Source organism: Pseudomonas sp. MWU13-2862, assembly GCF_023242495.1.
GTDB lineage: Bacteria > Pseudomonadota > Gammaproteobacteria > Pseudomonadales > Pseudomonadaceae > Aquipseudomonas > Aquipseudomonas gingeri_D.
In genome coordinates this window covers 235,284-256,362 of sequence record NZ_JALMEZ010000006.1, presented here as the reverse complement: position 1 = coordinate 256,362, position 21,079 = coordinate 235,284, and the positions used below count along the sequence as shown (strand labels likewise).

General features: G+C 60.7%; 20 protein-coding genes. 6 read left to right on the top strand and 14 right to left on the bottom strand.

Annotated features, from left to right (window positions below; all coding sequences use genetic code 11):
• Positions 1–6: 6 nt before the first annotated feature.
• The 3 genes from M5C56_RS13545 to M5C56_RS13535 all read right to left on the bottom strand — a co-directional run bounded on the left by M5C56_RS13545 (position 7) and on the right by M5C56_RS13535 (position 1,246).
• On the bottom strand, positions 7–627 hold the full coding sequence (locus M5C56_RS13545; RefSeq protein ID WP_103494741.1) for an SOS response-associated peptidase: 621 nt from the start codon (positions 625–627) through the stop codon (positions 7–9).
• A 162-nt stretch (positions 628–789) separates the two neighbouring features.
• Positions 790–1,050, bottom strand: coding sequence for a DUF2007 domain-containing protein (locus M5C56_RS13540; protein WP_100941256.1), 261 nt, complete (start codon positions 1,048–1,050; stop codon positions 790–792).
• A 10-nt stretch (positions 1,051–1,060) separates the two neighbouring features.
• Positions 1,061–1,246 (bottom strand): CPXCG motif-containing cysteine-rich protein, encoded by a 186-nt coding sequence (locus tag M5C56_RS13535; protein WP_103494740.1) that lies wholly within the window; start codon positions 1,244–1,246, stop codon positions 1,061–1,063.
• A 143-nt stretch (positions 1,247–1,389) separates the two neighbouring features.
• Here M5C56_RS13535 and M5C56_RS13530 point away from each other — a divergent pair, with 143 nt between their 5' ends.
• Positions 1,390–2,556 (top strand): 1-acyl-sn-glycerol-3-phosphate acyltransferase, encoded by a 1,167-nt coding sequence (locus M5C56_RS13530; protein ID WP_103494739.1) that lies wholly within the window; start codon positions 1,390–1,392, stop codon positions 2,554–2,556.
• Positions 2,557–2,689: 133 nt separating this feature from the next.
• Positions 2,690–2,896, top strand: coding sequence for a hypothetical protein (locus M5C56_RS13525; protein ID WP_100941253.1), 207 nt, complete (start codon positions 2,690–2,692; stop codon positions 2,894–2,896).
• A gap of 21 nt (positions 2,897–2,917) precedes the next feature.
• Here the strand turns inward: M5C56_RS13525 and M5C56_RS13520 are convergent, their stop codons facing one another.
• On the bottom strand, positions 2,918–3,502 hold the full coding sequence (locus tag M5C56_RS13520) for a YajG family lipoprotein (protein WP_103494744.1): 585 nt from the start codon (positions 3,500–3,502) through the stop codon (positions 2,918–2,920).
• Between the two features lie 929 nt (positions 3,503–4,431).
• Between M5C56_RS13520 and mqo the strand changes: the two genes are divergently transcribed.
• Complete coding sequence (gene mqo, locus M5C56_RS13515; protein ID WP_103494738.1) at positions 4,432–5,940, top strand: malate dehydrogenase (quinone); 1,509 nt, start codon at positions 4,432–4,434, stop codon at positions 5,938–5,940.
• Between the two features lie 201 nt (positions 5,941–6,141).
• On the opposite strand, the gene M5C56_RS13510 is transcribed toward mqo, so the two are convergent.
• Positions 6,142–6,429 carry a PA4642 family protein gene (locus M5C56_RS13510; RefSeq protein ID WP_103494737.1) on the bottom strand — a complete coding sequence of 96 codons (288 nt, stop codon included), beginning with the start codon at positions 6,427–6,429 and terminating at the stop codon, positions 6,142–6,144.
• 203 nt (positions 6,430–6,632) lie between these two features.
• Here M5C56_RS13510 and glsB point away from each other — a divergent pair, with 203 nt between their 5' ends.
• Positions 6,633–7,541 (top strand): glutaminase B, encoded by a 909-nt coding sequence (glsB, locus tag M5C56_RS13505; protein ID WP_103494736.1) that lies wholly within the window; start codon positions 6,633–6,635, stop codon positions 7,539–7,541.
• A gap of 175 nt (positions 7,542–7,716) precedes the next feature.
• Here the strand turns inward: glsB and garD are convergent, their stop codons facing one another.
• The 4 genes from garD to kdgD all read right to left on the bottom strand — a co-directional run bounded on the left by garD (position 7,717) and on the right by kdgD (position 13,156).
• Positions 7,717–9,270, bottom strand: coding sequence for a galactarate dehydratase (garD, locus tag M5C56_RS13500; RefSeq protein WP_103494735.1), 1,554 nt, complete (start codon positions 9,268–9,270; stop codon positions 7,717–7,719).
• Positions 9,271–9,281: 11 nt separating this feature from the next.
• Positions 9,282–10,643, bottom strand: a complete 1,362-nt coding sequence (locus M5C56_RS13495; RefSeq protein WP_103494734.1) for an MFS transporter — start codon at positions 10,641–10,643, stop codon at positions 9,282–9,284.
• 98 nt (positions 10,644–10,741) lie between these two features.
• Positions 10,742–12,187, bottom strand: a complete 1,446-nt coding sequence (locus M5C56_RS13490; protein ID WP_103494733.1) for an aldehyde dehydrogenase family protein — start codon at positions 12,185–12,187, stop codon at positions 10,742–10,744.
• Between the two features lie 57 nt (positions 12,188–12,244).
• The gene (kdgD, locus tag M5C56_RS13485) at positions 12,245–13,156 is read right to left on the bottom strand and encodes a 5-dehydro-4-deoxyglucarate dehydratase (RefSeq protein ID WP_103494732.1); all 912 of its coding nucleotides are present in this window, start codon (positions 13,154–13,156) and stop codon (positions 12,245–12,247) included.
• A 227-nt stretch (positions 13,157–13,383) separates the two neighbouring features.
• On the opposite strand from kdgD, the gene M5C56_RS13480 reads away from it, so the two are divergent.
• Positions 13,384–15,009, top strand: coding sequence for a phospholipase (locus M5C56_RS13480; RefSeq protein ID WP_103494731.1), 1,626 nt, complete (start codon positions 13,384–13,386; stop codon positions 15,007–15,009).
• A gap of 14 nt (positions 15,010–15,023) precedes the next feature.
• Positions 15,024–15,212: a hypothetical protein gene (locus M5C56_RS13475; protein WP_103494730.1), complete on the top strand. Its 189-nt coding sequence runs from the start codon at positions 15,024–15,026 to the stop codon at positions 15,210–15,212.
• Between the two features lie 291 nt (positions 15,213–15,503).
• Here the strand turns inward: M5C56_RS13475 and M5C56_RS13470 are convergent, their stop codons facing one another.
• The 5 genes from M5C56_RS13470 to M5C56_RS13450 all read right to left on the bottom strand — a co-directional run bounded on the left by M5C56_RS13470 (position 15,504) and on the right by M5C56_RS13450 (position 21,062).
• Positions 15,504–16,010: a hypothetical protein gene (locus M5C56_RS13470; protein ID WP_103494729.1), complete on the bottom strand. Its 507-nt coding sequence runs from the start codon at positions 16,008–16,010 to the stop codon at positions 15,504–15,506.
• A gap of 587 nt (positions 16,011–16,597) precedes the next feature.
• Positions 16,598–17,347: a FadR/GntR family transcriptional regulator gene (locus M5C56_RS13465; RefSeq protein WP_103494727.1), complete on the bottom strand. Its 750-nt coding sequence runs from the start codon at positions 17,345–17,347 to the stop codon at positions 16,598–16,600.
• Between the two features lie 71 nt (positions 17,348–17,418).
• Positions 17,419–19,149 (bottom strand): ABC transporter ATP-binding protein/permease, encoded by a 1,731-nt coding sequence (locus M5C56_RS13460; protein WP_103494726.1) that lies wholly within the window; start codon positions 19,147–19,149, stop codon positions 17,419–17,421.
• Positions 19,150–19,245: 96 nt separating this feature from the next.
• Entirely contained in the window at positions 19,246–19,806 is a 561-nt protein-coding gene (locus M5C56_RS13455) for a response regulator transcription factor (protein WP_100941240.1), read from the bottom strand.
• On the bottom strand, positions 19,803–21,062 hold the full coding sequence (locus M5C56_RS13450; protein WP_100941239.1) for an ATP-binding protein: 1,260 nt from the start codon (positions 21,060–21,062) through the stop codon (positions 19,803–19,805). The genes M5C56_RS13455 and M5C56_RS13450 overlap by 4 nt, the downstream gene beginning before the upstream one ends.
• Positions 21,063–21,079 lie beyond the last annotated feature (17 nt).

Below are 21,079 nucleotides of genomic sequence, written 5' to 3'. Positions count from 1 at the left end.
ACCGAATCAACCCGGCGTCAGGCACTCCGGCGCATTGAGCTTCGGATCGTTCACCAGATTGGCCAGCACCCGCTCGCGCAAGGGCGCCTGGGGGCTGGCCAGCAGCGCCTGCAAATCCGTCATGGAGGCCTGCGCCGACAACCAGGTTTCCTGCCCCGCCGCATCCAGGATCAGCGGCCGCCGTTGATTCGACGCCGCCTGGGTCACCACCGCGGTGCTCAACCAGACATGTCCATCCACCGGATAAGCCTCCCAGATCGCCGCGAAAAACAGGCTGGAACCTTCCGCCGGGGTCAGCCAGTAGGGCCGCTTGCGCTGGGTTCCGCGCCACTCGTAGAAACCGTTGGCCGGCAGCAGGCAACGCCGCTCGCGGAACGCCTGGCGAAACATCGGCTGCTCGGCCAGGGTTTCGGCCCGGGCATGGGCCGGTGTCTTCGACAGATCGGTCAGCCACGCCGGGGTCAGCCCCCAGCGGGCACGGGCCAGCTCACGCTGCCCCTCGGCGGCACGCAGGATCAGCACCGAGTCATTGGGCGAAATATTCCACTGCGCCTGCTGGTCGGCGGGAAAGCCGGGCAAGGCCGCGAAGGTGGGGTTCCAGCGAAACAGGGCATAACGTCCACACATGGGGCAATACGGCTCTTTTCAAAAACGCGGGGCAATCAAGGTACAACACAGCCCCTGTAGGAGCTGGCTTGCCGGCGATGAGGCCCTTGAGCCTTGCAGCGCCCTGACGGACGCCATCGCCAGCAAGCCGGCTCCCACAAGGTGCGCGGTGCTTTCAAGAAACTAACAGACCAGCACATCCGGAAAACTCTCCGGCTCGTCGCCGGCCAGCGGCAACGCCGCATTGTACGCGGCGATCAACTCCCGCGCGCATTGCGCCTGGTCATTGTCCACCGCCAGGGCCAGCAAGCCGAAGACCGGCAACTCCCCCACCCCACCCAGCAAGTCACGCCCCACCAGGTGCGCCTGAATCCCTTCACTGGCGAGCATGCCTTGCAGCAGCTCGCCTTCCATCAGGTTTTCCGGCTCGTAGATACGCTGCATGGGGGCGCCCTCATCGCTCGTTCTCGCTGTAAACGTCGAGCATCCATTCCTCGCCATCGGTCTGCAGGACAAAGGTGATCGGTCGACAACACACCGCACAGTCCTCGATATAACTCTGGTCGCCGCCAGTCAGATCCAGGACCGCCTCACCGATTTCACCACAATAGGGACATTCGTAACGCTCAGTTTCCAGCATCGCGGCCTCCGAAGTGACTTGTGCGTATAATCGCCGGTCTATTTGCAAGGCTATTTTATGTCTGGGCTTTATTTTCCAGACCGGGCTTTGTTATTTATCACTCAAACCTCTACTTACCCTAGCCGTTTCCAACAAGAGAGAATATGGGCGAATTCGATACCATCCGACCTTACGACGACAGTGAAGTACCGGCCGTCATGGCCCGGCTGTTCGGCGACCAGGCGTTTCTAGATATCCTCACCCACTTCCGCTTCCCGCGCCTGGCCGGTGCCTTCGGCTGGCTGCTCAGACCCTTGATCGCCCACCGCCTGCGCCGTGAGTTCGCCGGCGTGACCTCGGTCGCCACCTTGCAGGACAAGGTCGAGGTCTACGTCGACCAGACCATCGAGCGCGCCACCGACGGCGTCACCTACACCGGCGTCGAACAGTTCAAGTCAGGCCAGGCCTACCTGTTCCTGGCCAACCACCGGGACATCGTGATGGACCCGGCGTTCGTCAACTATGCCGTGTATCACGCCGGTTTGCCCACACCGCGTATCGCCATCGGTGACAACCTGCTGCAGAAGCCGTTTGTCAGCGACCTGATGCGCCTGAACAAGAGCTTTATCGTGCACCGCTCGATCGCCGGACGGCGGGAAAAGATGGCCGCCTATCAATTGCTCTCGGCCTATATCAACCATTCGATCCGTCATGATTGCCAGTCGATCTGGATCGCCCAGGCCGAAGGCCGGGCCAAGGATGGCGACGACCGTACCGAATCGGCGATCCTGAAAATGTTCCACATGAGCCGCAAGGACGAGCCGTTCGCCGAGGTCATCCGTTCGCTGAACCTGACTCCCGTGTCCATCAGCTACGAATATGATCCCTGCGACCAGGCCAAGGCCCGCGAGTTGTATATCCGCGCCACCACCGGCAGCTACACCAAGGCGCCGGGCGAGGATGACGTCAGCATCGCCAAGGGCATCACCGGCTACAAGGGCCGGGTCCATGTGAATTTCGCCGCGCCACTGACCGGCGAGTTCGAGGACACCAAGGTCCTGGCCACGGAAATGGACCGGCAGATCCTCGAAGGTTATCGCCTGTTCCCGGTGCATTACCTGGCGTATGCCCAGTGGAGCGACGCCGATCCGCAATTGCAGGTACCGGGCGCCGCCCAGGTGTTTGCCGCCGACGAACTGGCCAAGGCCCAGGCGCAATGGCAGGAACGCCTGGACGCCTGCCCGGTCGAGCACCGTCCGTACCTGGTGCAGCAATACGCCACGCCGGTGCGTAATCAGTATCGGGTCAAAGCCGGTCTGGGGCTTCCATAGCCACGATCTGCAAACAACAACGGCGCCCACGGGCGCCGTTGTTGTTTCTGTTGGTCGGGTTAATTTCCGTTGTCACCGGAACGTCACCTTAACAAGCCAGTCTGTCGCCCCTCGATAGCCCACGGAGCTTGTCATGCTGCACGCAGAAAACCAGGATCGGCTTTATCTGATCGCCCCCAGTGACGAACAGCAAGCCCTGGTGGACGCCATGTCGTTCAATGTCCAGGACCGCCATTGGCTGGTCTATTGCGCCCTGGGCGGGCACCAGCACGCCGACCTGCCGGAAGCCGATCTGCTGACCGGAGTGAGCATGCTGGATCTTTATGTGGAGGCGGCGTGAGCCGGCTCCACACCACTCAACTTACTCGCTCAGCACTTGGCCGATTTTCGGGTCCTTGAACACCCGGGTCAGCGCATCGCTCAACACGTCGCTGATCAACTTGGTGTTCGACTCTTCGTTCGGCGCCATGCCGAAACGCTGGTTCAACGACGCCCCGTAGCTACCGCTGTAACGACGGTTGGCGTTGGTCACATCGGAGCGGAAGTTGGCTCCGATGGTCGCTTCGGTCACGTAGACGCCTTCTTTCGGCGACTGATAGGTCAGGTCGGACAAGGTCACGGTCAGGGTCGGCGCATTCATCGCATTCGGCGAAGGGGTAAAACCCAACAGGCGCACGGCCGCTTCAGCCTGGGCCTGCAGTTTCGGGATCAGGTCGGCGCCTTGCACGGTAATCGCGCTGGTTTCAGGGTACAGACCGCCCCGCGTGCCCAATACCGGCGAACGACGACCGTCCACCACCCGCACCACCACCGGCTGGCCATGACCGACCGGCGCCAGTTGAGTAGTGAGCGTGGGCTGCGGGCTGAGTTGTTGCGGGCTGTTGGCACAGCCGACAAGTGTCAAACTGGTTACAGTGATCAAACCGAACAACAGGCGTTGCAACATGCTCATCTCTCCAAGGACCAGGCATCATTCAGACGCTGAGTATAGCGGGGCCCGGGCGTCGCTCACCAGCGCCACCACGGCTTGCTGAAAAGTCTGACAAACCCGGGCGGCCAGCGTTCCCGTCACAAGCCTGTCACAGGGTTCTGCAACCCTGCGCACGGCCTCTGAACGATGCCGCTGCCCGGCATCTGACCAGATGTCGAATAAAAGTCATTAAACACGACCATTTCCCCCCGTTTCTTAGTTACAATCTCCCCCCGATTATAAGGACGTCTCCTGATCGGGCCTCGCAGCACCGCCAATGCGCTTGCATCGGCACCTTCGTATTGCCCACAGAGAGCCGCCCACACAGATCGAGTGAAGCCGGCGAGCTTGCCGTTACCTGCGCAAACCACCGTTTTCAGCGAATCTGCCAGAGCTGCCCTTGTGCTCGCTCACTGAGTTGTTGGCCCGTGCCGCCTGCCCTTCCCGGCGGGTATTCGCACCGCGGGCCCGGTGACAGACCGCGGCAGCCCTTTTTTGAGGTTCACGTCTTCAAAAGAGCGTGAAAAAACGGGTTTTCACAACTTCACGAGAGTGTGGCGAACAAATGAATAGTTTCGCGTCTGAACAGGCACCATCAGCGTCCCCAACGACCTCATCACACAGGACCCGATACACCCCGACAGGTGCTTGACGCCTGTTCGCTTACGGATTTGGTTGCACGAATCGGACGCTCTTGACCATAAGTCGAATTGCCCGTGTTGCCCACACATGCGTTCATACGCACCTTGGGCCCACCGGCAGCGTCCGCTGAAGTTGCAAGAAATTGCGAAGAATCGGACATGGCCATCCTGGTCGGGTCATTGCTGGGCTAACGTCAAACGTGCCCCGCCCATGCCCGGCAGCCATGCCGTCAATGTGGTGCTGCAGATTTTGGAGACGCGTTAATGGCGCATAACGAAGCAGTTGATGTGGTCCTGGTTGGGGCCGGCATCATGAGTGCCACCCTTGCGGTGCTGCTCAAGGAGCTCGACCCCGCGATCAAGCTGGAAGTCGTCGAGCTGATGGATTCCGGTGCCGCGGAGAGTTCCAACCCGTGGAACAACGCCGGCACCGGCCATGCCGGGCTGTGCGAGCTGAACTACACGCCGCAGGCGGCTGACGGCTCCATCGACATCAAGAAAGCCGTGCACATCAACACCCAGTTCGAGGTGTCGAAGCAGTTCTGGGCCTATCTGACCCAGAAAGGCACCTTCGGCTCGTGCAAATCCTTCATCAGCCCGGTGCCGCACCTGAGTTTCGTCCAGGGCGAAAAAGGCGTGGAGTTCCTCAAGAAGCGCTTTGAAGCCATGCATCCGCACCATGCCTTCGCCGAGATGGAGTACACCGAAGACCGCGCGAAGATGGCCGAGTGGATGCCGCTGATGATGCCGGGCCGCCCGGCCGACGAGGCGATTGCCGCGACCCGCGTGATGAAAGGCACCGACGTCAACTTCGGCGCCCTGACCAATCAGTTGCTCAAGCACCTGACCAGCACACCCGATGCCCAGGTCAAGTACTGCAAGCGCGTCACCGGCCTCAAGCGCAATGGCGCCGGCTGGACCGTAAGCATCAAGGATGTGAACAGCGGCAACAGCCGTGACGTCGATGCCAAGTTCGTCTTCCTCGGTGCCGGTGGCGCGGCGCTGCCGCTGCTGCAGGCTTCGGGCATCGAGGAAAGCAAGGGTTTCGGCGGCTTCCCGGTAAGCGGCCAATGGCTGCGCTGCGACAACCCGGATGTGGTCAAGCACCACCAGGCCAAGGTCTACAGCCAGGCCGCCGTGGGTTCGCCACCGATGTCCGTGCCGCACCTGGACACCCGCGTGGTCGATGGCAAGAAATCCCTGCTGTTCGGGCCTTATGCCGGTTTCACCACCAAGTTCCTCAAGCACGGTTCGCTGATGGACCTGCCACTGTCGGTACGCGCCGGCAATATCGGCCCGATGCTGGCCGTGGCCCGTGACAACATGGACCTGACCAAGTACCTGATCAGCGAAGTGATGCAGTCCATGGAGCAGCGCCTGGAATCCCTGCGCCGCTTCTACCCGGAGGTGAAAGCCGAGGACTGGCGCCTGGAAACGGCCGGCCAGCGGGTGCAGATCATCAAGAAAGACGCGAAGAAAGGCGGCGTCCTGCAGTTCGGTACCGAACTGGTGGCGGCGAAGGACGGCTCGCTGGCCGCCCTGCTCGGTGCATCGCCGGGCGCTTCGGTGACCGTGTCGATCATGCTGGAACTGATCGAGCGCTGCTTCGCGGACAAGGCCAAGGGTGAGTGGGCAGCCAAGCTCCACGAAATCTTCCCGGCACGGGAAAAAGTCCTGGAGACGGATGCAGCGTTGTATCGCCAGATCAATGCGCAGAACAACGTCCGCCTGGAACTGGTTGAGCCGAGCAGCGAGACCGAAAGCTACGCTTGAGGTGATCGCTGACAAAAAACGCCCCGCTCTTCGGTTGAAGAGCGGGGCGTTTTTTTTGGTCAGGATTCAACGAAAGCCCGCGTTATCGTTCATCGCGAGCAAGCTTGCGCCTACAGGAATGGCGCCGTACGCGAAATGTCGGTTCGCCGCAGCATTGTAGGAGCAAGCTTGCTCGCGATGCAGGCAACGCGGTCTTGAATCTTACCCGCGAGCCTTGTCGATCAACTCGATATAGTCGCCGGCATTACGCTGGTCGCGGATCAGGCTCACGAAGTCCTGGCCGTGCTCGTCTTTACCGTCGAGGTCGTAACCGGCTTCCTTGAAGAACCCCAGGAAGCGCTCGAAATCGTCGATACGCAGTCCACGGTAGGCCTTGATCAGTTTGTGCAGGGACGGCGAAGTGGCGTCGACCGGCTCGAAATCGAGAAACAACTTGATCTGCGCATCGCCGATCTCGTCACCAATCACCTGTTTCTTATCTTTGCGCATTACCGGCTCCAGCCAACAGACATTACACGGGGCAGGCAGTTTACCCCCGCCTCTGCTCCGGTCTCAACGAGTACGAACTGATCCGGTCCACACAGGCGCCAACGGCTCAACCCCGAGCGTAAAAACTGTGCTCCGAAGCCCGCACGCGGCGTCTAGCAGCATGTAGCCCCGCAACCCGGCGGGAAGTGACTGCGAGCCCGAGCATGCAAGCGCTGTTGAACGAAATCCTCGATGAAGTCCGGCCCTTGATCGGCCAGGGCAAGGTGGCCAATTACATTCCGGCGCTGGCGGATGTGCCGGCCAATCAGTTGGGTATTGCCGTGTACGGCAACGACGGCGAAATGTTCTGCGCCGGCGACGCACAGACGCCGTTCTCGATCCAGAGTATTTCCAAGGTCTTCAGCCTGGTGCAGGCGATCAACCACTCCGGCGAGGCCATCTGGGAGCGGCTGGGCCATGAACCCTCCGGACAGCCGTTCAACTCGCTGGTGCAGCTGGAGTTCGAACGCGGTCGCCCACGTAACCCGTTTATCAACGCCGGCGCCCTGGTGATCTGCGATATCAATCAATCGCGCTTCGCCGCGCCGGCACTGTCGATGCGCGATTTCGCCCGGCGCCTGTCGGGCAATATGCAGGTCATGGTGGACGGCAAGGTGGCCGAGTCGGAGTACCAGCACCGGGCGCGCAACGCGGCCATGGCCTATCTGATGCAGTCATTCGGCAATTTTCACAACGATGTCGAAGCCGTGCTGCGCAGCTATTTCAGCCACTGTGCCCTGCGCATGAACTGCATCGACCTGGCGCGGGCGTTCGGTTTCCTGGCCAATGACGGCTTCTGCAAGCACAGCGGCGAGCAGATCCTGACCCGGCGCCAGACCCAGCAGGTCAACTCGATCATGGCCACCAGCGGGCTGTATGACGAGGCCGGGAACTTTGCCTATCGCGTCGGCTTGCCGGGCAAGAGCGGCGTGGGTGGCGGGATTGTCGCGGTGGTGCCGGGACGCTTTACCGTGTGCGTCTGGGCACCGGAGCTGAATGTGGCGGGCAACTCGTTGGTGGGGATGGCGGCGTTGGAGCTGCTGAGCGAGCGGATTGGTTGGTCGGTGTTTTAAAAACACCACAATGTGGCGAGCGGGGTTGCTCAAATACCAGTCAGTTAAGGAAGTGAGATATTGAAAACGCCAAATAACCTGTAGGAGCAGGGCTTGCCCGCGAAGCTTTTGGCGATCTTACGGGCCCCTTCGCTGGCAAGCCATGCTCCTACAGGATTGATGGCGTCCTTGAGACTCAGGTAATCGGCGCCGGATTGAACAAGGTAATGTCGTTGTGCAGCTTGTGCTGCTCGGCCCAGGTCTTCTTCCGGCCGCTGGCGACATCCAGGTAGTAGTTGAACAACTCCCAACCCAGGTCCTCGATCGTTGCCCGCCCGGTGGCAATCCGCCCGGCATCGATATCGATCAGGTCCGGCCAACGCTGTGCCAGCTCGGTACGGGTCGAAACCTTCACCACCGGTGCCATTGCCAGCCCATAAGGCGTACCCCGCCCGGTGGTGAACACATGCAGGTTCATCCCGGCCGCCAACTGCAAGGTGCCGCAGACAAAATCACTGGCAGGCGTCGCACAGAAAATCAGGCCCTTGCGCGTAAAGCGCTCGCCCGGGCCAAGCACGCCGTTGATCGCACTGCTACCGGACTTGACGATGGAGCCCAGGGACTTCTCGACAATATTCGACAACCCGCCCTTCTTGTTCCCCGGTGTGGTATTCGCGCTGCGGTCCGCCTCGCCCTTGGCCAGGTAGCGGTCGTACCAGTCCATCTCACGCACCAGCGCCTCGGCCACCGGCAGGTTTTCCGCCCGCGAGGTCAGCAGGTAGATCGCATCGCGCACTTCCGTCACTTCGGAAAACATCACCGTCGCCCCGGCCCGCAACAGCAGGTCGGAGGCATAACCCAAGGCCGGGTTGGCGGTGATCCCGGAAAACGCATCACTGCCGCCACACTGCATGCCGAGGATCAGCTCCGACGCCGGCACGGTTTCCCGACGCCGCAGATCGAGCTTCTTCAAACGGGTTTCCGCCAGCGCCATGATCTGCTCGATCATCTCGGTAAACCCGTGACTGGAATCCTGCAGCCGATACAACCAGGGCTCACTCAGATCCACCGAGCTGTCGCCCTCGTGCATCACCTGGCCGGCCTGCAACTTCTCGCAGCCCAGGCTGATCACCAGCGCTTCGCCGCCCAGGTTCGGGTTGCGCGCCAGATTGCGCACGGTGCGGATCGGGATATAGGCATCGGTCGCGGTAATCGCCACGCCGCAGCCATAGCTGTGGGTCAATGCCACCACGTCATCGACATGGGGGTACTTGGGCAGCAATTCATCCTTGATGCGCTTGACCGCATGGTCCAGCACACCAGTAACGCACTGCACCGTAGTGGTGATACCGAGGATATTGCGCGTACCGACGGTACCGTCGGCATTGCGATAACCTTCGAAGGTAAAGCCCTCAAGCGGCGCCTGGGCCGCCGGCACATCGGTGGACAGCGGCAGGCTGTCCAGCGGCGGCGCGGTAGGCATGCGCAGTTGATCTTCCTTGACCCAACTGCCCTGGGGAATCGGCAGCAACGCATAACCGATAACCTGGCCGTAGCGGATCACTTCGCCGCCCTCGGCGATATCCACCAGCGTCACCTTGTGGCTCTGGGGAATGTGCTCGCGGGTCACCAGGCCGTCCGGGAACTCGGTACCGGCCGGTACACCCTGGTCATTGACCACGATCACCACATTGTCCCGCTCGTGCAGGCGGATGTAGCGCGGCGAGTCGGAATGTTCAATCAACTGCATGACGCCGCTCCTCAGGAATGGGCTTGGGACAGACGGGGCTCGCTATTGAGCTTGGGACCGGCGGGCGGATCGCGCAGTTCGACGCGCTTGATCTCACCGACGATCACCACATAGCTGATCACCGCCAACAACGCATTGGCGCCGACAAACACCAGGGCCCACTTGAACGAACCGGTGGCGCTGATGATGTAGCCGATCACGATCGGCGTGGTGATGGAGGCGATATTGCCGAACATGTTGAACAGGCCGCCACTCAAACCGGCAATCTGCTTCGGCGAGGTATCGGAAACCACTGCCCAGCCCAGCGCACCCACGCCCTTGCCGAAGAAGGCCAGGGCCATGAAGCCCACCACCATCCATTCGATGTCCACGTAGTTGCAGGCGACGATAGTGGTCGAGAGCAACAGGCCGCCAATGATCGGCGCCTTGCGGGCAAAGGTCAGGGAATGGCCGCGACGCAGCAGGTAATCGGAAATGATCCCGCCCAGCACGCCGCCGATAAAACCGCAGATGGCCGGCAAGGAGGCGATAAAACCAGCCTTGAGAATGGTCATGCCGCGTTCCTGCACCAGGTACACCGGGAACCAGGTCAGGAAGAAATAAGTAATGCCGTTGATGCAGTACTGGCCGAGGTAGACACCGAGCATCATGCGGTTGGTCAGCAACTGGCGCACATAGTCCCACTTCGGACCGCCACCGGCGGCCTTGCCCTGGTCCATGTCGACCATGCCGCCGTTCTCGGCAATATGGTTGAACTCGGCGTCGTTGATCATCGGGTGCTGGCGCGGGCTGTGGATAACTTTCAGCCAGATCAGCGAGAACACCACGCCCAGGCAACCCATCACCAGGAACACATGCTGCCAGCCGAAGGTGTACACGATCCAGCCCATCAGCGGTGCGAACAGCACGGTGGCGAAGTATTGCGCGGAGTTGAAGATCGCCGAGGCGGTGCCGCGTTCGGCAGTGGGGAACCAGGCCGCGACGATACGGGCGTTACCGGGAAAGGATGGCGCTTCGGCCAGGCCCACCAGGAAGCGCAGCATGAACAGCGCGACCACCGCGGTGGAGACACCGAACTCGCCGACATAACCTTGCATGGCGGTGAACAGCGACCAGGTGAAGATGCTCAGTGCGTAGACTTTTTTCGAGCCGAAACGGTCGAGCAGCCAGCCGCCGGGAATCTGCCCGAGCACATAGGCCCAGCCGAAGGCGGAGAAGATATAACCGAGGGTGACGGCGTCGATGCCGAGGCTTTTTTGCAGGCTGGAGCCGGCAATGGCGATGGTGGCACGGTCGGCGTAGTTGATCGTGGTCACCAGGAACAGCATGAACAGGATCAAATAGCGGACGTGTGTCTGCTTGGTCGCTTGCATGTAGATGTACTCCCACTCTTTATTTTTTTACGCGGGTAAAACATTCAGTGATGTACCGCACGAGGCTTCAGGCAAGAGCCCCGTGCGGGTAAAGCGGATTACGAACCGATGTAGCTGGTTTTGACCACGGTGTAGAACTCCTGGGCGTAGCGACCTTGCTCGCGGGAACCGTAGGACGAACCTTTGCGCCCGCCGAACGGCACGTGGTAATCCACGCCGGCGGTCGGCAGGTTGACCATCACCATCCCCGCCTGGGAGTGGCGCTTGAAGTGGTTGGCGTACTTCAGCGAGGTGGTGGCGATACCGGCGGAGAGGCCGAACTCGGTGTCGTTGGACATGGCCAGCGCGGCTTCGTAATCGGCGACGCGGACGATATTGGCCACCGGGCCGAAGATTTCTTCACGGCTGATGCGCATCGAGGCTTCGCTGTCGGCAAACAAGGTCGGCGCGAGGAAATAGCCTTCGGTATCGCAGGTCACCAGCTCACCGCCGGAGACCAGGCGCGCGCCTTCGGACTGGCCGATGTTGATGTAGCTCAGATCCTGCTCCAGTTGCGCCTGGGACACCACAGGACCAATGTCGGTACCGCTCTTGAGGGCGTGGCCGACCTTGATCGAACGCATGCGCTCGGCCATGGCTTCGACGAACTTGTCATGAATTCCGGCGGTGACGATCAAACGGCTGGACGCCGTGCAACGTTGGCCGGTGGAGTAGAACGCGCTCTGCACCGCCAGCTCGACGGCCTGCTTGAGGTCGGCGTCATCGAGGATGACCTGCGGGTTCTTGCCGCCCATCTCCAGCTGCACCTTGGCCTGGCGCGATACACAGTTGACCGCGATCTGCCGGCCGACGCCGACCGAACCGGTGAAGCTGATGCCGTCGACTTTCCGGCTGTTGACCATGGCGTCGCCGACCAGACGGCCACTGCCCATCACCAGGTTGAACACACCGGCCGGGAAACCGGCGCGGGAAATGATTTCCGCCAGGGCCCAGGCACAGCCCGGAACCAGTTCGGCCGGCTTGAGCACCACGCAGTTACCGTAGGCCAGGGCCGGAGCGATCTTCCAGGCCGGAATCGCGATCGGGAAGTTCCATGGAGTGATCAGGCCGACCACGCCCAGCGCTTCACGGGTCACTTCGACGTTGACGCCGGGACGTACCGACGGCAGGTAGTCGCCGGAGAGACGCAGGCATTCGCCGGCGAAGAACTTGAAGATATTACCGGCACGGCTCACTTCGCCAATGGCTTCGGGCAGGGTCTTGCCCTCTTCCCGGGCCAGCAGGTTACCCAGCTCTTCACGACGGGCGAGAATTTCCGAACCGACTTTATCCAGCGCATCGCTGCGGGCCTGGATGCCGGAAGTGGACCAGGCCGGAAACGCCTCACGAGCGGCGTCGATGGCCGACTGCACCTGGACCAGGTCAGCCTTGGCGTACTCGCCAATCACATCGGACAGATCCGACGGGTTGATATTGGCCGAGTACTCGGCACCGGCGACCCATTGGCCACCGATGTAGTTGTCGAAACGTTTTGCATCTGCCACGGAAAACCTCCTGAACCGAAAAAGCCGCTGATTGCTCAGCGGCCTGTTTATTCGTTCTTACTGTGCGCCTTGCTTGTCGATCAGCGCGGCCAGGGCGTCGTATTCGTCCGGCAGCAGATCGGTCAGCGGCGTGCGCACGGGACCGGCGTCATAACCGACGATCTTCGCCCCGGCCTTGACGATGCTCACAGCATAGCCGGCGCGGCGGTTGCGGATATCCAGGTACGGCAGGAAGAAGTCGTCGATGATCTTGCCGACGGTGGCGTGATCGTCCCGGGCAATGGCGTGGTAGAAATCCATCGCGGTTTTCGGGATGAAGTTGAACACCGCCGAGGAGTAGACCGGAACACCGAGGGCCTTGTAGGCCGCGGCATAGACTTCCGCGGTCGGCAGGCCACCCAGGTAGCTGAAACGATCGCCGAGACGATGACGGATCGACACCATCAGTTCGATATCGCCCAGGCCATCCTTGTAGCCGATCAGGTTCGGGCAGCGCTCGGCCAGACGTTCCAGCAGCGGCGCGGTCAGGCGGCAGACGTTGCGGTTGTACACCACCACGCCGATCTTCACCGACTTGCACACGGCTTCAACGTGGGCGGCAACGCCTTCCTGGCTGGCTTCGGTCAGGTAGTGCGGCAGCAACAGCAGGCCCTTGGCGCCAAGACGCTCGGCTTCCTGGGCGTACTCGATGGCCTGGCGGGTCGCGCCACCGACACCGGCGAGGATCGGCACGCTACCGGCGCAGGTATCGACGGCGGTTTTCACCACTTCGGAATATTCACTGGCTGCCAGGGAGAAAAATTCACCGGTACCGCCGGCGGCGAACAGCGCGGTGGCGCCGTAAGGGGCCAGCCACTCCAGGCGCTTGACGTAGCCGGCGCGATGGAAATCGCCCTGGGCATTGAAATCGGTCACCGGAAAGGACAGCAGGCCGGAGGAGAGGATGGACTTCAGTTCTTGTGGATTCATTATTCGAACACCCTGGGAAGCACGTTGTGATGAAAGAGACAGCGCAGACTGGCTGATGTCGTACGTCATCGTACAACTTAAATAATAAAGGTCAACAGGAATCGCTCAGCCGATCCCACAAGAATCTCCCTCCTTGACGTAGGAAGTTTTTCATCTAAGCTCAACTTTAACTGTATATACATACAGTTAATTTGAACGATAAAAACGACATATCAAGGATGCCAGACATGTCAGCCACTCCACAGCACGCACAGGATTTCCTGCTGCACGACGGCAAGGTCATTGCCGAGCTGGACACCCTTTTCACCGAGCAAGGCATCGCCATTCCGGGCGATGGCGCGGCGGTGATTCTTCTCGCCGAAGGTCATCACACCCTCAAGTATCACCAGCCAACGGCGTTCGACAGCGCGCTCAAGGGCAAGCCCCAGGCGCGCTTCGAAGGCGGTGAACACACCGCCATCGGCGACAGCGCCCAGCTGCGTTTTGCCAAGGACGCACCCGCCATTCCGGCCTGGCAGGTCGAACTGCACCTGACCAACGGCCTGGCCCTGACCTACGGCCAGATCGTCGCCCTGGGTGGCGATTTCTACGGGATTGCGGACCGGCCGATCGCCGACGGCAGCACCCCGGCCGACCGGCAGGCGCGCTTTACCGCGTCCTTCAACTCCCTGGCAGTGCTGCCCGCCTCCCGCGACGAAGCGCAGAAAATCCTGCAGGTGATGAAAACCGAGATCAACGCCGCCAACCAGGCGATCAAGGACGGCAAGCAGCCTCACGAAGCCTACGACGAACTGGGCGATACCCTCTCCGGCGAGTGGAACAAGATCACCGGTGGCGGCAGCCTTGCCTCGCCGCTGTTTCCCCTTGGCCGCTACCTGAAACTGGCCGCGAGCAACTGGGACCACTTCGGCGAATGGGCTCTGCTGGCTTACCAGGCCGGGCACGCCGCCGCCCTGCAACAGGCCGCCCTGGCGCACAAGAGCGGCGTCGACCAGGATCTGGAATTGGCCTACGCGATGAACGCCTTTGCCGACCACTTCCTCACCGACCTGTTCTCCGGCGGCCATCTGCGGGTGCCGCGCAAGCAACTGGCCGACAGCGTCATCCCCAGCGATGTGGGTTCGCTGATCTCGCGTTTCATGCACGACGAAGACAGCAAGTTCGGCCTGAAAGTCAGTAACGCCCAGGGCGATCGCTGGAACTGCTACGGCGACAAGCGCTATTTCGACACGGTCGACAGCGGCAACCGGCTGCGGGTCAAACAGGCGGTGCAGCAATCGGTGGATGAAGTCTTCGCGGTGTTTCTCAGTGGCGTCGTCGTACCTCCCGAAGCCTATGCCGCGCTACGTTCGGTGCCGGACCTGACGAAGGTGGAAAACAGCCAGGACAGCCTGAATTTCGCCCCATTGTTCGCCCTCAAGGGCAAGACCGTGCTGCGCCGCAACGACGTCAACAACCTCAACGACCGCAGCCAGAGCGACAGCTGGTGGGGCTGGAGTACCTACCTGCTGCTCAAGGACTACAAACCGAACCTGCCTGCCGGCTACCTCAACCCGCCCGGCGTGGCCCCGACCCTCAAGGCCGATGGCTGGCAGAGCCGCACGCCCAGCGAACCCAACTGGCTGCCGGGCAATGCCGTGCGTTATGCCTTCAGTTACACCAAGGGGCTGGATGAGTCCTATATCGGCCCGTGGACGGCCTATGCAGAACTGACCGATCGCTTTCAGCCGACGTTGAATGTGCCGGTGGGCGGGACGGGACGTAATGTGTTCCGTCAGTTCCGTGGTGGCTCGCCGGAGCTGATCGGCACGCTGGACGGCCAGGCCACCACCTTTATCGACAACCATCAGTGACAGGGAGATCAGTCATGACCTTTACCGTAAAACTCGAACTGGCTTCCGGTCAGTCACTCAAGGATATGCCGCTGGAACTGCTGGCCGATGGCGTGGCGATTGCCCGGGCGACGGCGGATGAGACGGGGAAAGTGGTATTCGCCACCCAGGCGAAAGCCGCGAAATGGGCGGTGCGTGTGGACCGGACGATTCTGAAGCGGTAATCCGCCAAGGGCACCACGTTATCGTTCTTCGCGGGCAAGCCCTGCTCCTATAGTTTGGTGTCGTTCACTGGTTTTGTGCACGACACCAAACTATAGGAGCAGGGCTTGCCCGCGAAGACGTACGACCAGACAACATCATAAACGGCAAAAACGCCTGGTTCTTCTGCAACTCAGCCTCGTCAGGAGCATGCCGACTGATTAAAACATTCACTGCATCAAAGAGGGTCAAGGTCAAAAATTTTCCGAGGGAGAAAAAACGAACACATCAGCCGCCACGTCAAACTTTCAGGCCTAGTTCAATAGCTCCGTAACTTGTCGTATAAGAAACCCATCTTCCGCGAAGTCATAATACTCAACACCGATTATTTCATTGCGTTGATCAGGGTACGCCGCGTAGGTGATGATGTCGCCTTTTGACAAATAGGCGGAAGCAAAATTCTCCCACGACCCCCAACTTGCCATGATACTTCCATCTTTAATCTTTGTTACGGTGACAGGCTCTTCCTGGTGACTTTCTTTCTTGGCTTTCGACCTAGGCAAGCCGGATTCAGGCGAGGTTGCTTCCGTGCTGACATTTGCCACAAAAGCAACGTTCACTCGATAGCTTCTATTGGCAATACTCAAGGCCGACACAACGTCTTTGTTAACGACTCTAACTTTTTGGCCTTTTATATATAAAATCTCTCCAACCTTTATCCTGATGAGGGCAGCTTCATATTGCTCTCGGGGTTCAGGCATTTCAACGAGAACATCACCAAGAAAAATTTTTATGTTCCAGGCTTCTGGCTGAGTTTTCATACTGGCACCCTTTCATCATTTATTGAATATCGATTAATTCAATGGAGGCCTGAAAAACAAAAATACGCTTTCAGGTGTGAGAAGCCTAAACCTAGGATGCGTCTTGGTGTAACTGTCAGAAATAACAGTTACGACGAACGGTCAGATCCCCGTGCGACAGCGGATGCGACGGGGGAAGTGGCATTTGATGTGCAGGCAAAAGCCACGAAATGGGCCGTGCGCGTGGATCGGACGATCCTCAACGGCGGTTGATCCAGGAGCAGACCGTTTGTCGCTACTGTCATTTCTGACAGTAGCGACAAATCTCACGGGGGAATTGAATGATTTCAGAAGGCCTGAAATCACTTCAGGTCCGGTGGAAGGAAACCCGTCATGGCGCATTCATATAGGATCAAGTTACCCGAAAACAAAGTTTCCAAGGGGGCCTCCGTCAAGGAGACAACCCTGGACGACTCCATAAACCGAGGCGACCTTCTCAGATTTGAAGTCTTTCCCGAGTTCACCTACATCGTCACCCAAAAGACCTATGAGGCTGGACGATACCTTCCGAGTAGAGCTTGAGACGGATCTCTACACCCCCTGAGAAACTAGCCTTTCTGCGCCTCGGCCTCTTCATGGGCCTGGCGCAACCGCTCGCGGCTGTTGGTCAGATGCAGGCGCATCGCTGCCCGCGCCGCATCGGAATCCTGGCGGGCAATCGCCTCATAGATCTCTTCGTGCTCGCGCCCCAGCCGATTCATGTAGTGCTGCTGGTCATCATGGGCCAGCCGCGCCGAATTCAAACGGGTCCGGGGAATGATGCTGGTGCCCAGGTGGGTCATGATATCGGTGAAGTAGCGGTTGCCGGTGGACAGGGCAATCTGCAGGTGGAACTGGAAATCCGACGCCACCGCATCGCTGGCATGGGCCGCACTTTCATTCAACGCGTCCAGCGCCGCCCGCATCGCCGCCAACTGCTCGGCGCTGCGCCGCTGCGCCGCCAACCCCGCCGACTCGACTTCCAGGCTGATCCGCAACTCCAGGATCGCCAGCACATCGCGCAGGGTCACCACCGTCGCCGGATCGATCCGAAAACCGCTGGGGCTCGGCGTGTCCAGCACAAAGGTGCCGATGCCGTGGCGGGTTTCCACCTGCCCGGCCGCCTGCAGGCGCGAGATCGCCTCGCGCACCACCGTGCGGCTGACACCATGGGCCTCCATGATCGCCGACTCTGTGGGTAACTTGTCCCCGCGCTTGAGCTGACCATCACGGATCTGCTCGGAGAGCACGGTGACCAGCTCCTGGGCAAGACTACGGCGCTTTCGGGTCGGGCGAAGCCCGGCGCTCTGGTTTTCCATATCGAACATCTATCTCGGCTGAACGGCTGAGCGCGCATCATAGCTCAACCGGGTTGTACGATCACTGTTGGCTATGCGCTGACCGCTTCCTGAGTGACCAGGTGTCCACGCTCGATCCGCAGATGCCGTGGGTGGAATTTCTTCAAGCTGCTGCGATGGCCGACGCTGACAATGCCCAGCCCCGGAATCTGATCGATCAGGGCCTGATAGAGGTCCGTTTCGTCTTCTTCATCCATGGCCGAGGTGGCCTCGTCCATAAACAGCCATTGCGGCGCATACAACAGCGCACGGGCGAAGGCCAGGCGCTGTTGCTCGCCCGGGGACAACATGCGTTGCCAGTGATTGCTTTCCTCCAGGCGCCCGGCCAGGTGCGGCAGACGGCAAGTCTGCAAGACCTCCTGATAACGCTCATCCGAGTAGGCATCGCTGGGCTGTGGATAACTCATTGCCTCACGCAGGCTGCCAATCGGCAGGTAAGGTTTCTGTGGCAGGAACAGCGAGCGCGCGGCCGGCAACCGGATACTGCCACCGCCCCGTGGCCAGAGATTGCCCATGGCCCGCAACAGGGTACTTTTGCCCGTGCCGGAACGCCCGCTGAGCATCACCCGTTCGCCCGGAGCCACATTCATGTTCGCACCGGCCAGCAGATGCCGACCGTCCGCCAGATCCAGCTCCAGGTTGTTCACCTGCAAGGCTTCACCCTGGCTCTGCACGTCGATGGCCGGAACACGCTCTTCATTGTCGAGCATGGCCTGGCGGAAACTCAGCAGACGGTCACAGGTGGCTTTCCACACCGCGAGGTTGGAGTACGCATCGATAAACCAGCTGAAGTTTTCCTGCACATTGCCGAACGCCGAGTTGATCTGCATCAGCTCGCCGAGCTGGATCTTGCCGGCGAAATAACGCGGTGCCGCCACCATGAACGGGAAGATGATCGCAATCTGGCTGTAACCGGCGGTGAAGAACGTCAAGCGCTTGGTCACTCGCATCAGCGCCCAGTAGTTGGACCAGACCTTGCCGAAACGTGAGCTCAGGCGCTGCGTTTCATTCGGCTCGCCATCATAAAGGGCAATGCTTTCGGCGTTTTCGCGAACCCGCACCAACGAGAAGCGCATATCGGCCTCAAAACGTTGTTGTTGGTTGTTCAACGGAATCAAGTGGCGACCGATCAGCCGGGTCAACCAGCTGCCGACGGCCGCGTAGAGGAAGGCGCACCAGAACATGTAGCCGGGAATGCTGATACCGAAGACTTCGATACTCCCCGATACCCCCCAGAGGATGATCGAGAACGACACCAGGCTGACCACCGTGCGAAACAGGCCAAGGCCCAGGGTCAGGGTATCGGCGGTAAAACTGTTGAGGTCTTCACTCAGCCGTTGGTCCGGGTTGTCGGTGTTCCCGCCCGCCTCCATCTGGTAGTAGTTCTTGTGCTCGAGCCAGCGCTTGAAATGCTGCTCGGTCAGCCAGCGGCGCCAACTGATGGTGAGCATCTGGGTCAGGTACAGCCGATAGACCGCGCCGAGGATGGCCACGGCGGCAATCCCGCCGAAATACAGGATCAGGTGCCAGAAGGCCGCACCGTTTTTCTCCTGCAAGGCGTTGTAGAAATCCTTGTACCAATTGTTCAGCCAGACCGAAATGCCGACGCTGAAGAGTGACAGGGCCACCACACAGATCAGCAACAGCCAGGCCTTGCCCTTCTCTTCACTGCGCCAGTAAGGCGAGGCCAGTTGCCAGACCCTACGAAAAAAATGCCCTTCTACTGCATCGTTGACCGCGGAATATTCAGCGTTCTTAGTCATTCTAAGGCTCGGTTGGCGTAAGAAATTTCACCAACCGATCATAGATGATTCGCACCCGGCGTAGCGCGATTTGAAAAGGATTCGTTCAGCGCCGGTTCAGCGCCGCACCGGCCGTTTCTGCAATTTGCGCTGCAAGGTCCGCCGATGCATGCCCAGGGCCCGGGCGGTGGCGGAGATATTGCCTTCGTGCTCGGTCAGCACGCGCTGGATGTGCTCCCATTGCAGGCGATCCACCGACATCGGGTTTTCCGGCACCAGGGTATCGAGGTCGGCATGCTCGGAGAGCAGGGCCGCCAGCACGTCGTCGGCATCCGCCGGCTTGCACAGATAGTTGCAGGCCCCGCGCTTGATCGCTTCCACCGCCGTGGCGATGCTCGAATAGCCGGTGAGGATCAGCACGCGCATCTCCGGATCGAGCTCCAGCAGCTTGGGCAGCAGCACCAGGCCGGAATCGCCGTCCATCTTCAGGTCCAGCGCGGCGTAGTCCGGCAGGTCCTGCTGGGCCAGGATCAGGCCCTCTTCGGCGGAACCGGCGGTGCTGACACGAAAGCCACGGCGGCTCATGGCTCGCGCCATCACGCGGGTAAAGGTGGCGTCATCGTCCACCAGCAACAGGTGCGGCAGTTCCTCGCCTTCGACCTGGATCTCGTCACTCATGCTTCTTCTCCTCGGGCAACACGGGGCAGGCGCAGCTCGGTGAGCGTGCCACCTTCCTCATGACTGTAGAGTTTCACCGAGCCGCCAGCGCGGGTCACGCTGGCCTTGCTCAAGAACAGGCCCAGGCCGAAGCCTTTGCCCTTGGTGGTGAAAAACGGTTTGCCGATCTGCTCGGCGATGGCCAGCGGCACACCGGCGCCGTGGTCACGAATATTGATGGTGAGGTTTTCCTCATCCCAGTCCAACTGCACTTCGAGGCCTTCGGGACAGGCATCGGCGGCGTTGTTCAACAGGTTGAGCAAGGCCTGGGTCAGGTCCGGCGGCGGCGCCAGGCGCGGCACATCGCCCTGGCCAAGGCGCTGGAAGCGGTAACTGGCTTCCGGGCGCATCAGGTGCCAGCGGTTCAGCGCTTCGTCGAGCCAGACCGTGACATCCTGCATCTCCACCGCCAGCCGGCGATTGGCCTCGGCGGCGCGGACCAGTTGCTGCAAGGTCTGCTTGCATAGCTTGACCTGGTCCTGGAGCACGCTCAGGTCGTCCTGGAGCAGCGGGTCCGAATGGTCCTGGCGCATTTCCTTGAGCAGCACACTCATGGTTGCCAGGGGCGTACCCAATTCATGGGCGGCGCCGGCGGCCTGGGTCGCTACCGCCAGCAGTTGCTGGTCCCGCAGGCCCTCTTCACGGCGCAGGGCGCGCAACTCTTCCTGGCGGCGCAATTCCTCGGCCATCTTCGCGGCGAAGAACGTGATCACCGCGGCGGCCAGGGCAAAACTCAGCCACATGCCATAGATCTGCAGCTTCTCCCGGGAGATCGGGAAGGTCTCCAGCGGGTAGAACTGCACCAGCAGCAAGGTGTAGAGCACCAGCGCCGCACCGGAGAGCACCACCGAATAGCGCCAGGGCAAAGTCACGGCGGCGATGGTCAGGGGTACCAGGTAATAGGAGACGAAGGGGTTGGTCGAGCCGCCGGAGAAATACAGCAAGGCGCTGTGGATAAACAGGTCGCAGGCCAGTTGCACGGCGTATTCGAGTTCAGTGACCGGCCAGGTGGTCCGCAGGCGCACCACGGTGAAGGCGCAGAGCACCATGGAACAGGCCAGGGTCATTGCCAGTTGCAGCCAGGGCAACGGCAGCAGGTCGAACCAGTAGGCGATACCCACGGAACCGGCCTGGGCCGCCAGCACCAGAATACGGATAAAGGTCAGGCGCCAGAGGTTCTGACGGGTCGCGGACAACAACTGAACGGGGGCGAGCATGAGCTCTCCTGATGAGC

What these genes read in the sequence shown, in the direction of transcription:
- M5C56_RS13545 (WP_103494741.1), bottom strand. Translation starts at nt 627, where the DNA reads ATGTGTGGACGTTATGCCCTGTTTCGCTGGAACCCCACCTTCGCGGCC.
- M5C56_RS13540 (WP_100941256.1), bottom strand. Translation starts at nt 1,050, where the DNA reads ATGCAGCGTATCTACGAGCCGGAAAACCTGATGGAAGGCGAGCTGCTG.
- M5C56_RS13535 (WP_103494740.1), bottom strand. Translation starts at nt 1,246, where the DNA reads ATGCTGGAAACTGAGCGTTACGAATGTCCCTATTGTGGTGAAATCGGT.
- M5C56_RS13530 (WP_103494739.1), top strand. Translation starts at nt 1,390, where the DNA reads ATGGGCGAATTCGATACCATCCGACCTTACGACGACAGTGAAGTACCG.
- M5C56_RS13525 (WP_100941253.1), top strand. Translation starts at nt 2,690, where the DNA reads ATGCTGCACGCAGAAAACCAGGATCGGCTTTATCTGATCGCCCCCAGT.
- M5C56_RS13520 (WP_103494744.1), bottom strand. Translation starts at nt 3,502, where the DNA reads ATGTTGCAACGCCTGTTGTTCGGTTTGATCACTGTAACCAGTTTGACA.
- mqo (WP_103494738.1), top strand. Translation starts at nt 4,432, where the DNA reads ATGGCGCATAACGAAGCAGTTGATGTGGTCCTGGTTGGGGCCGGCATC.
- M5C56_RS13510 (WP_103494737.1), bottom strand. Translation starts at nt 6,429, where the DNA reads ATGCGCAAAGATAAGAAACAGGTGATTGGTGACGAGATCGGCGATGCG.
- glsB (WP_103494736.1), top strand. Translation starts at nt 6,633, where the DNA reads ATGCAAGCGCTGTTGAACGAAATCCTCGATGAAGTCCGGCCCTTGATC.
- garD (WP_103494735.1), bottom strand. Translation starts at nt 9,270, where the DNA reads ATGCAGTTGATTGAACATTCCGACTCGCCGCGCTACATCCGCCTGCAC.
- M5C56_RS13495 (WP_103494734.1), bottom strand. Translation starts at nt 10,643, where the DNA reads ATGCAAGCGACCAAGCAGACACACGTCCGCTATTTGATCCTGTTCATG.
- kdgD (WP_103494732.1), bottom strand. Translation starts at nt 13,156, where the DNA reads ATGAATCCACAAGAACTGAAGTCCATCCTCTCCTCCGGCCTGCTGTCC.
- M5C56_RS13480 (WP_103494731.1), top strand. Translation starts at nt 13,384, where the DNA reads ATGTCAGCCACTCCACAGCACGCACAGGATTTCCTGCTGCACGACGGC.
- M5C56_RS13475 (WP_103494730.1), top strand. Translation starts at nt 15,024, where the DNA reads ATGACCTTTACCGTAAAACTCGAACTGGCTTCCGGTCAGTCACTCAAG.
- M5C56_RS13470 (WP_103494729.1), bottom strand. Translation starts at nt 16,010, where the DNA reads ATGAAAACTCAGCCAGAAGCCTGGAACATAAAAATTTTTCTTGGTGAT.
- M5C56_RS13465 (WP_103494727.1), bottom strand. Translation starts at nt 17,347, where the DNA reads ATGGAAAACCAGAGCGCCGGGCTTCGCCCGACCCGAAAGCGCCGTAGT.
- M5C56_RS13460 (WP_103494726.1), bottom strand. Translation starts at nt 19,149, where the DNA reads ATGACTAAGAACGCTGAATATTCCGCGGTCAACGATGCAGTAGAAGGG.
- M5C56_RS13455 (WP_100941240.1), bottom strand. Translation starts at nt 19,806, where the DNA reads ATGAGTGACGAGATCCAGGTCGAAGGCGAGGAACTGCCGCACCTGTTG.
- M5C56_RS13450 (WP_100941239.1), bottom strand. Translation starts at nt 21,062, where the DNA reads ATGCTCGCCCCCGTTCAGTTGTTGTCCGCGACCCGTCAGAACCTCTGG.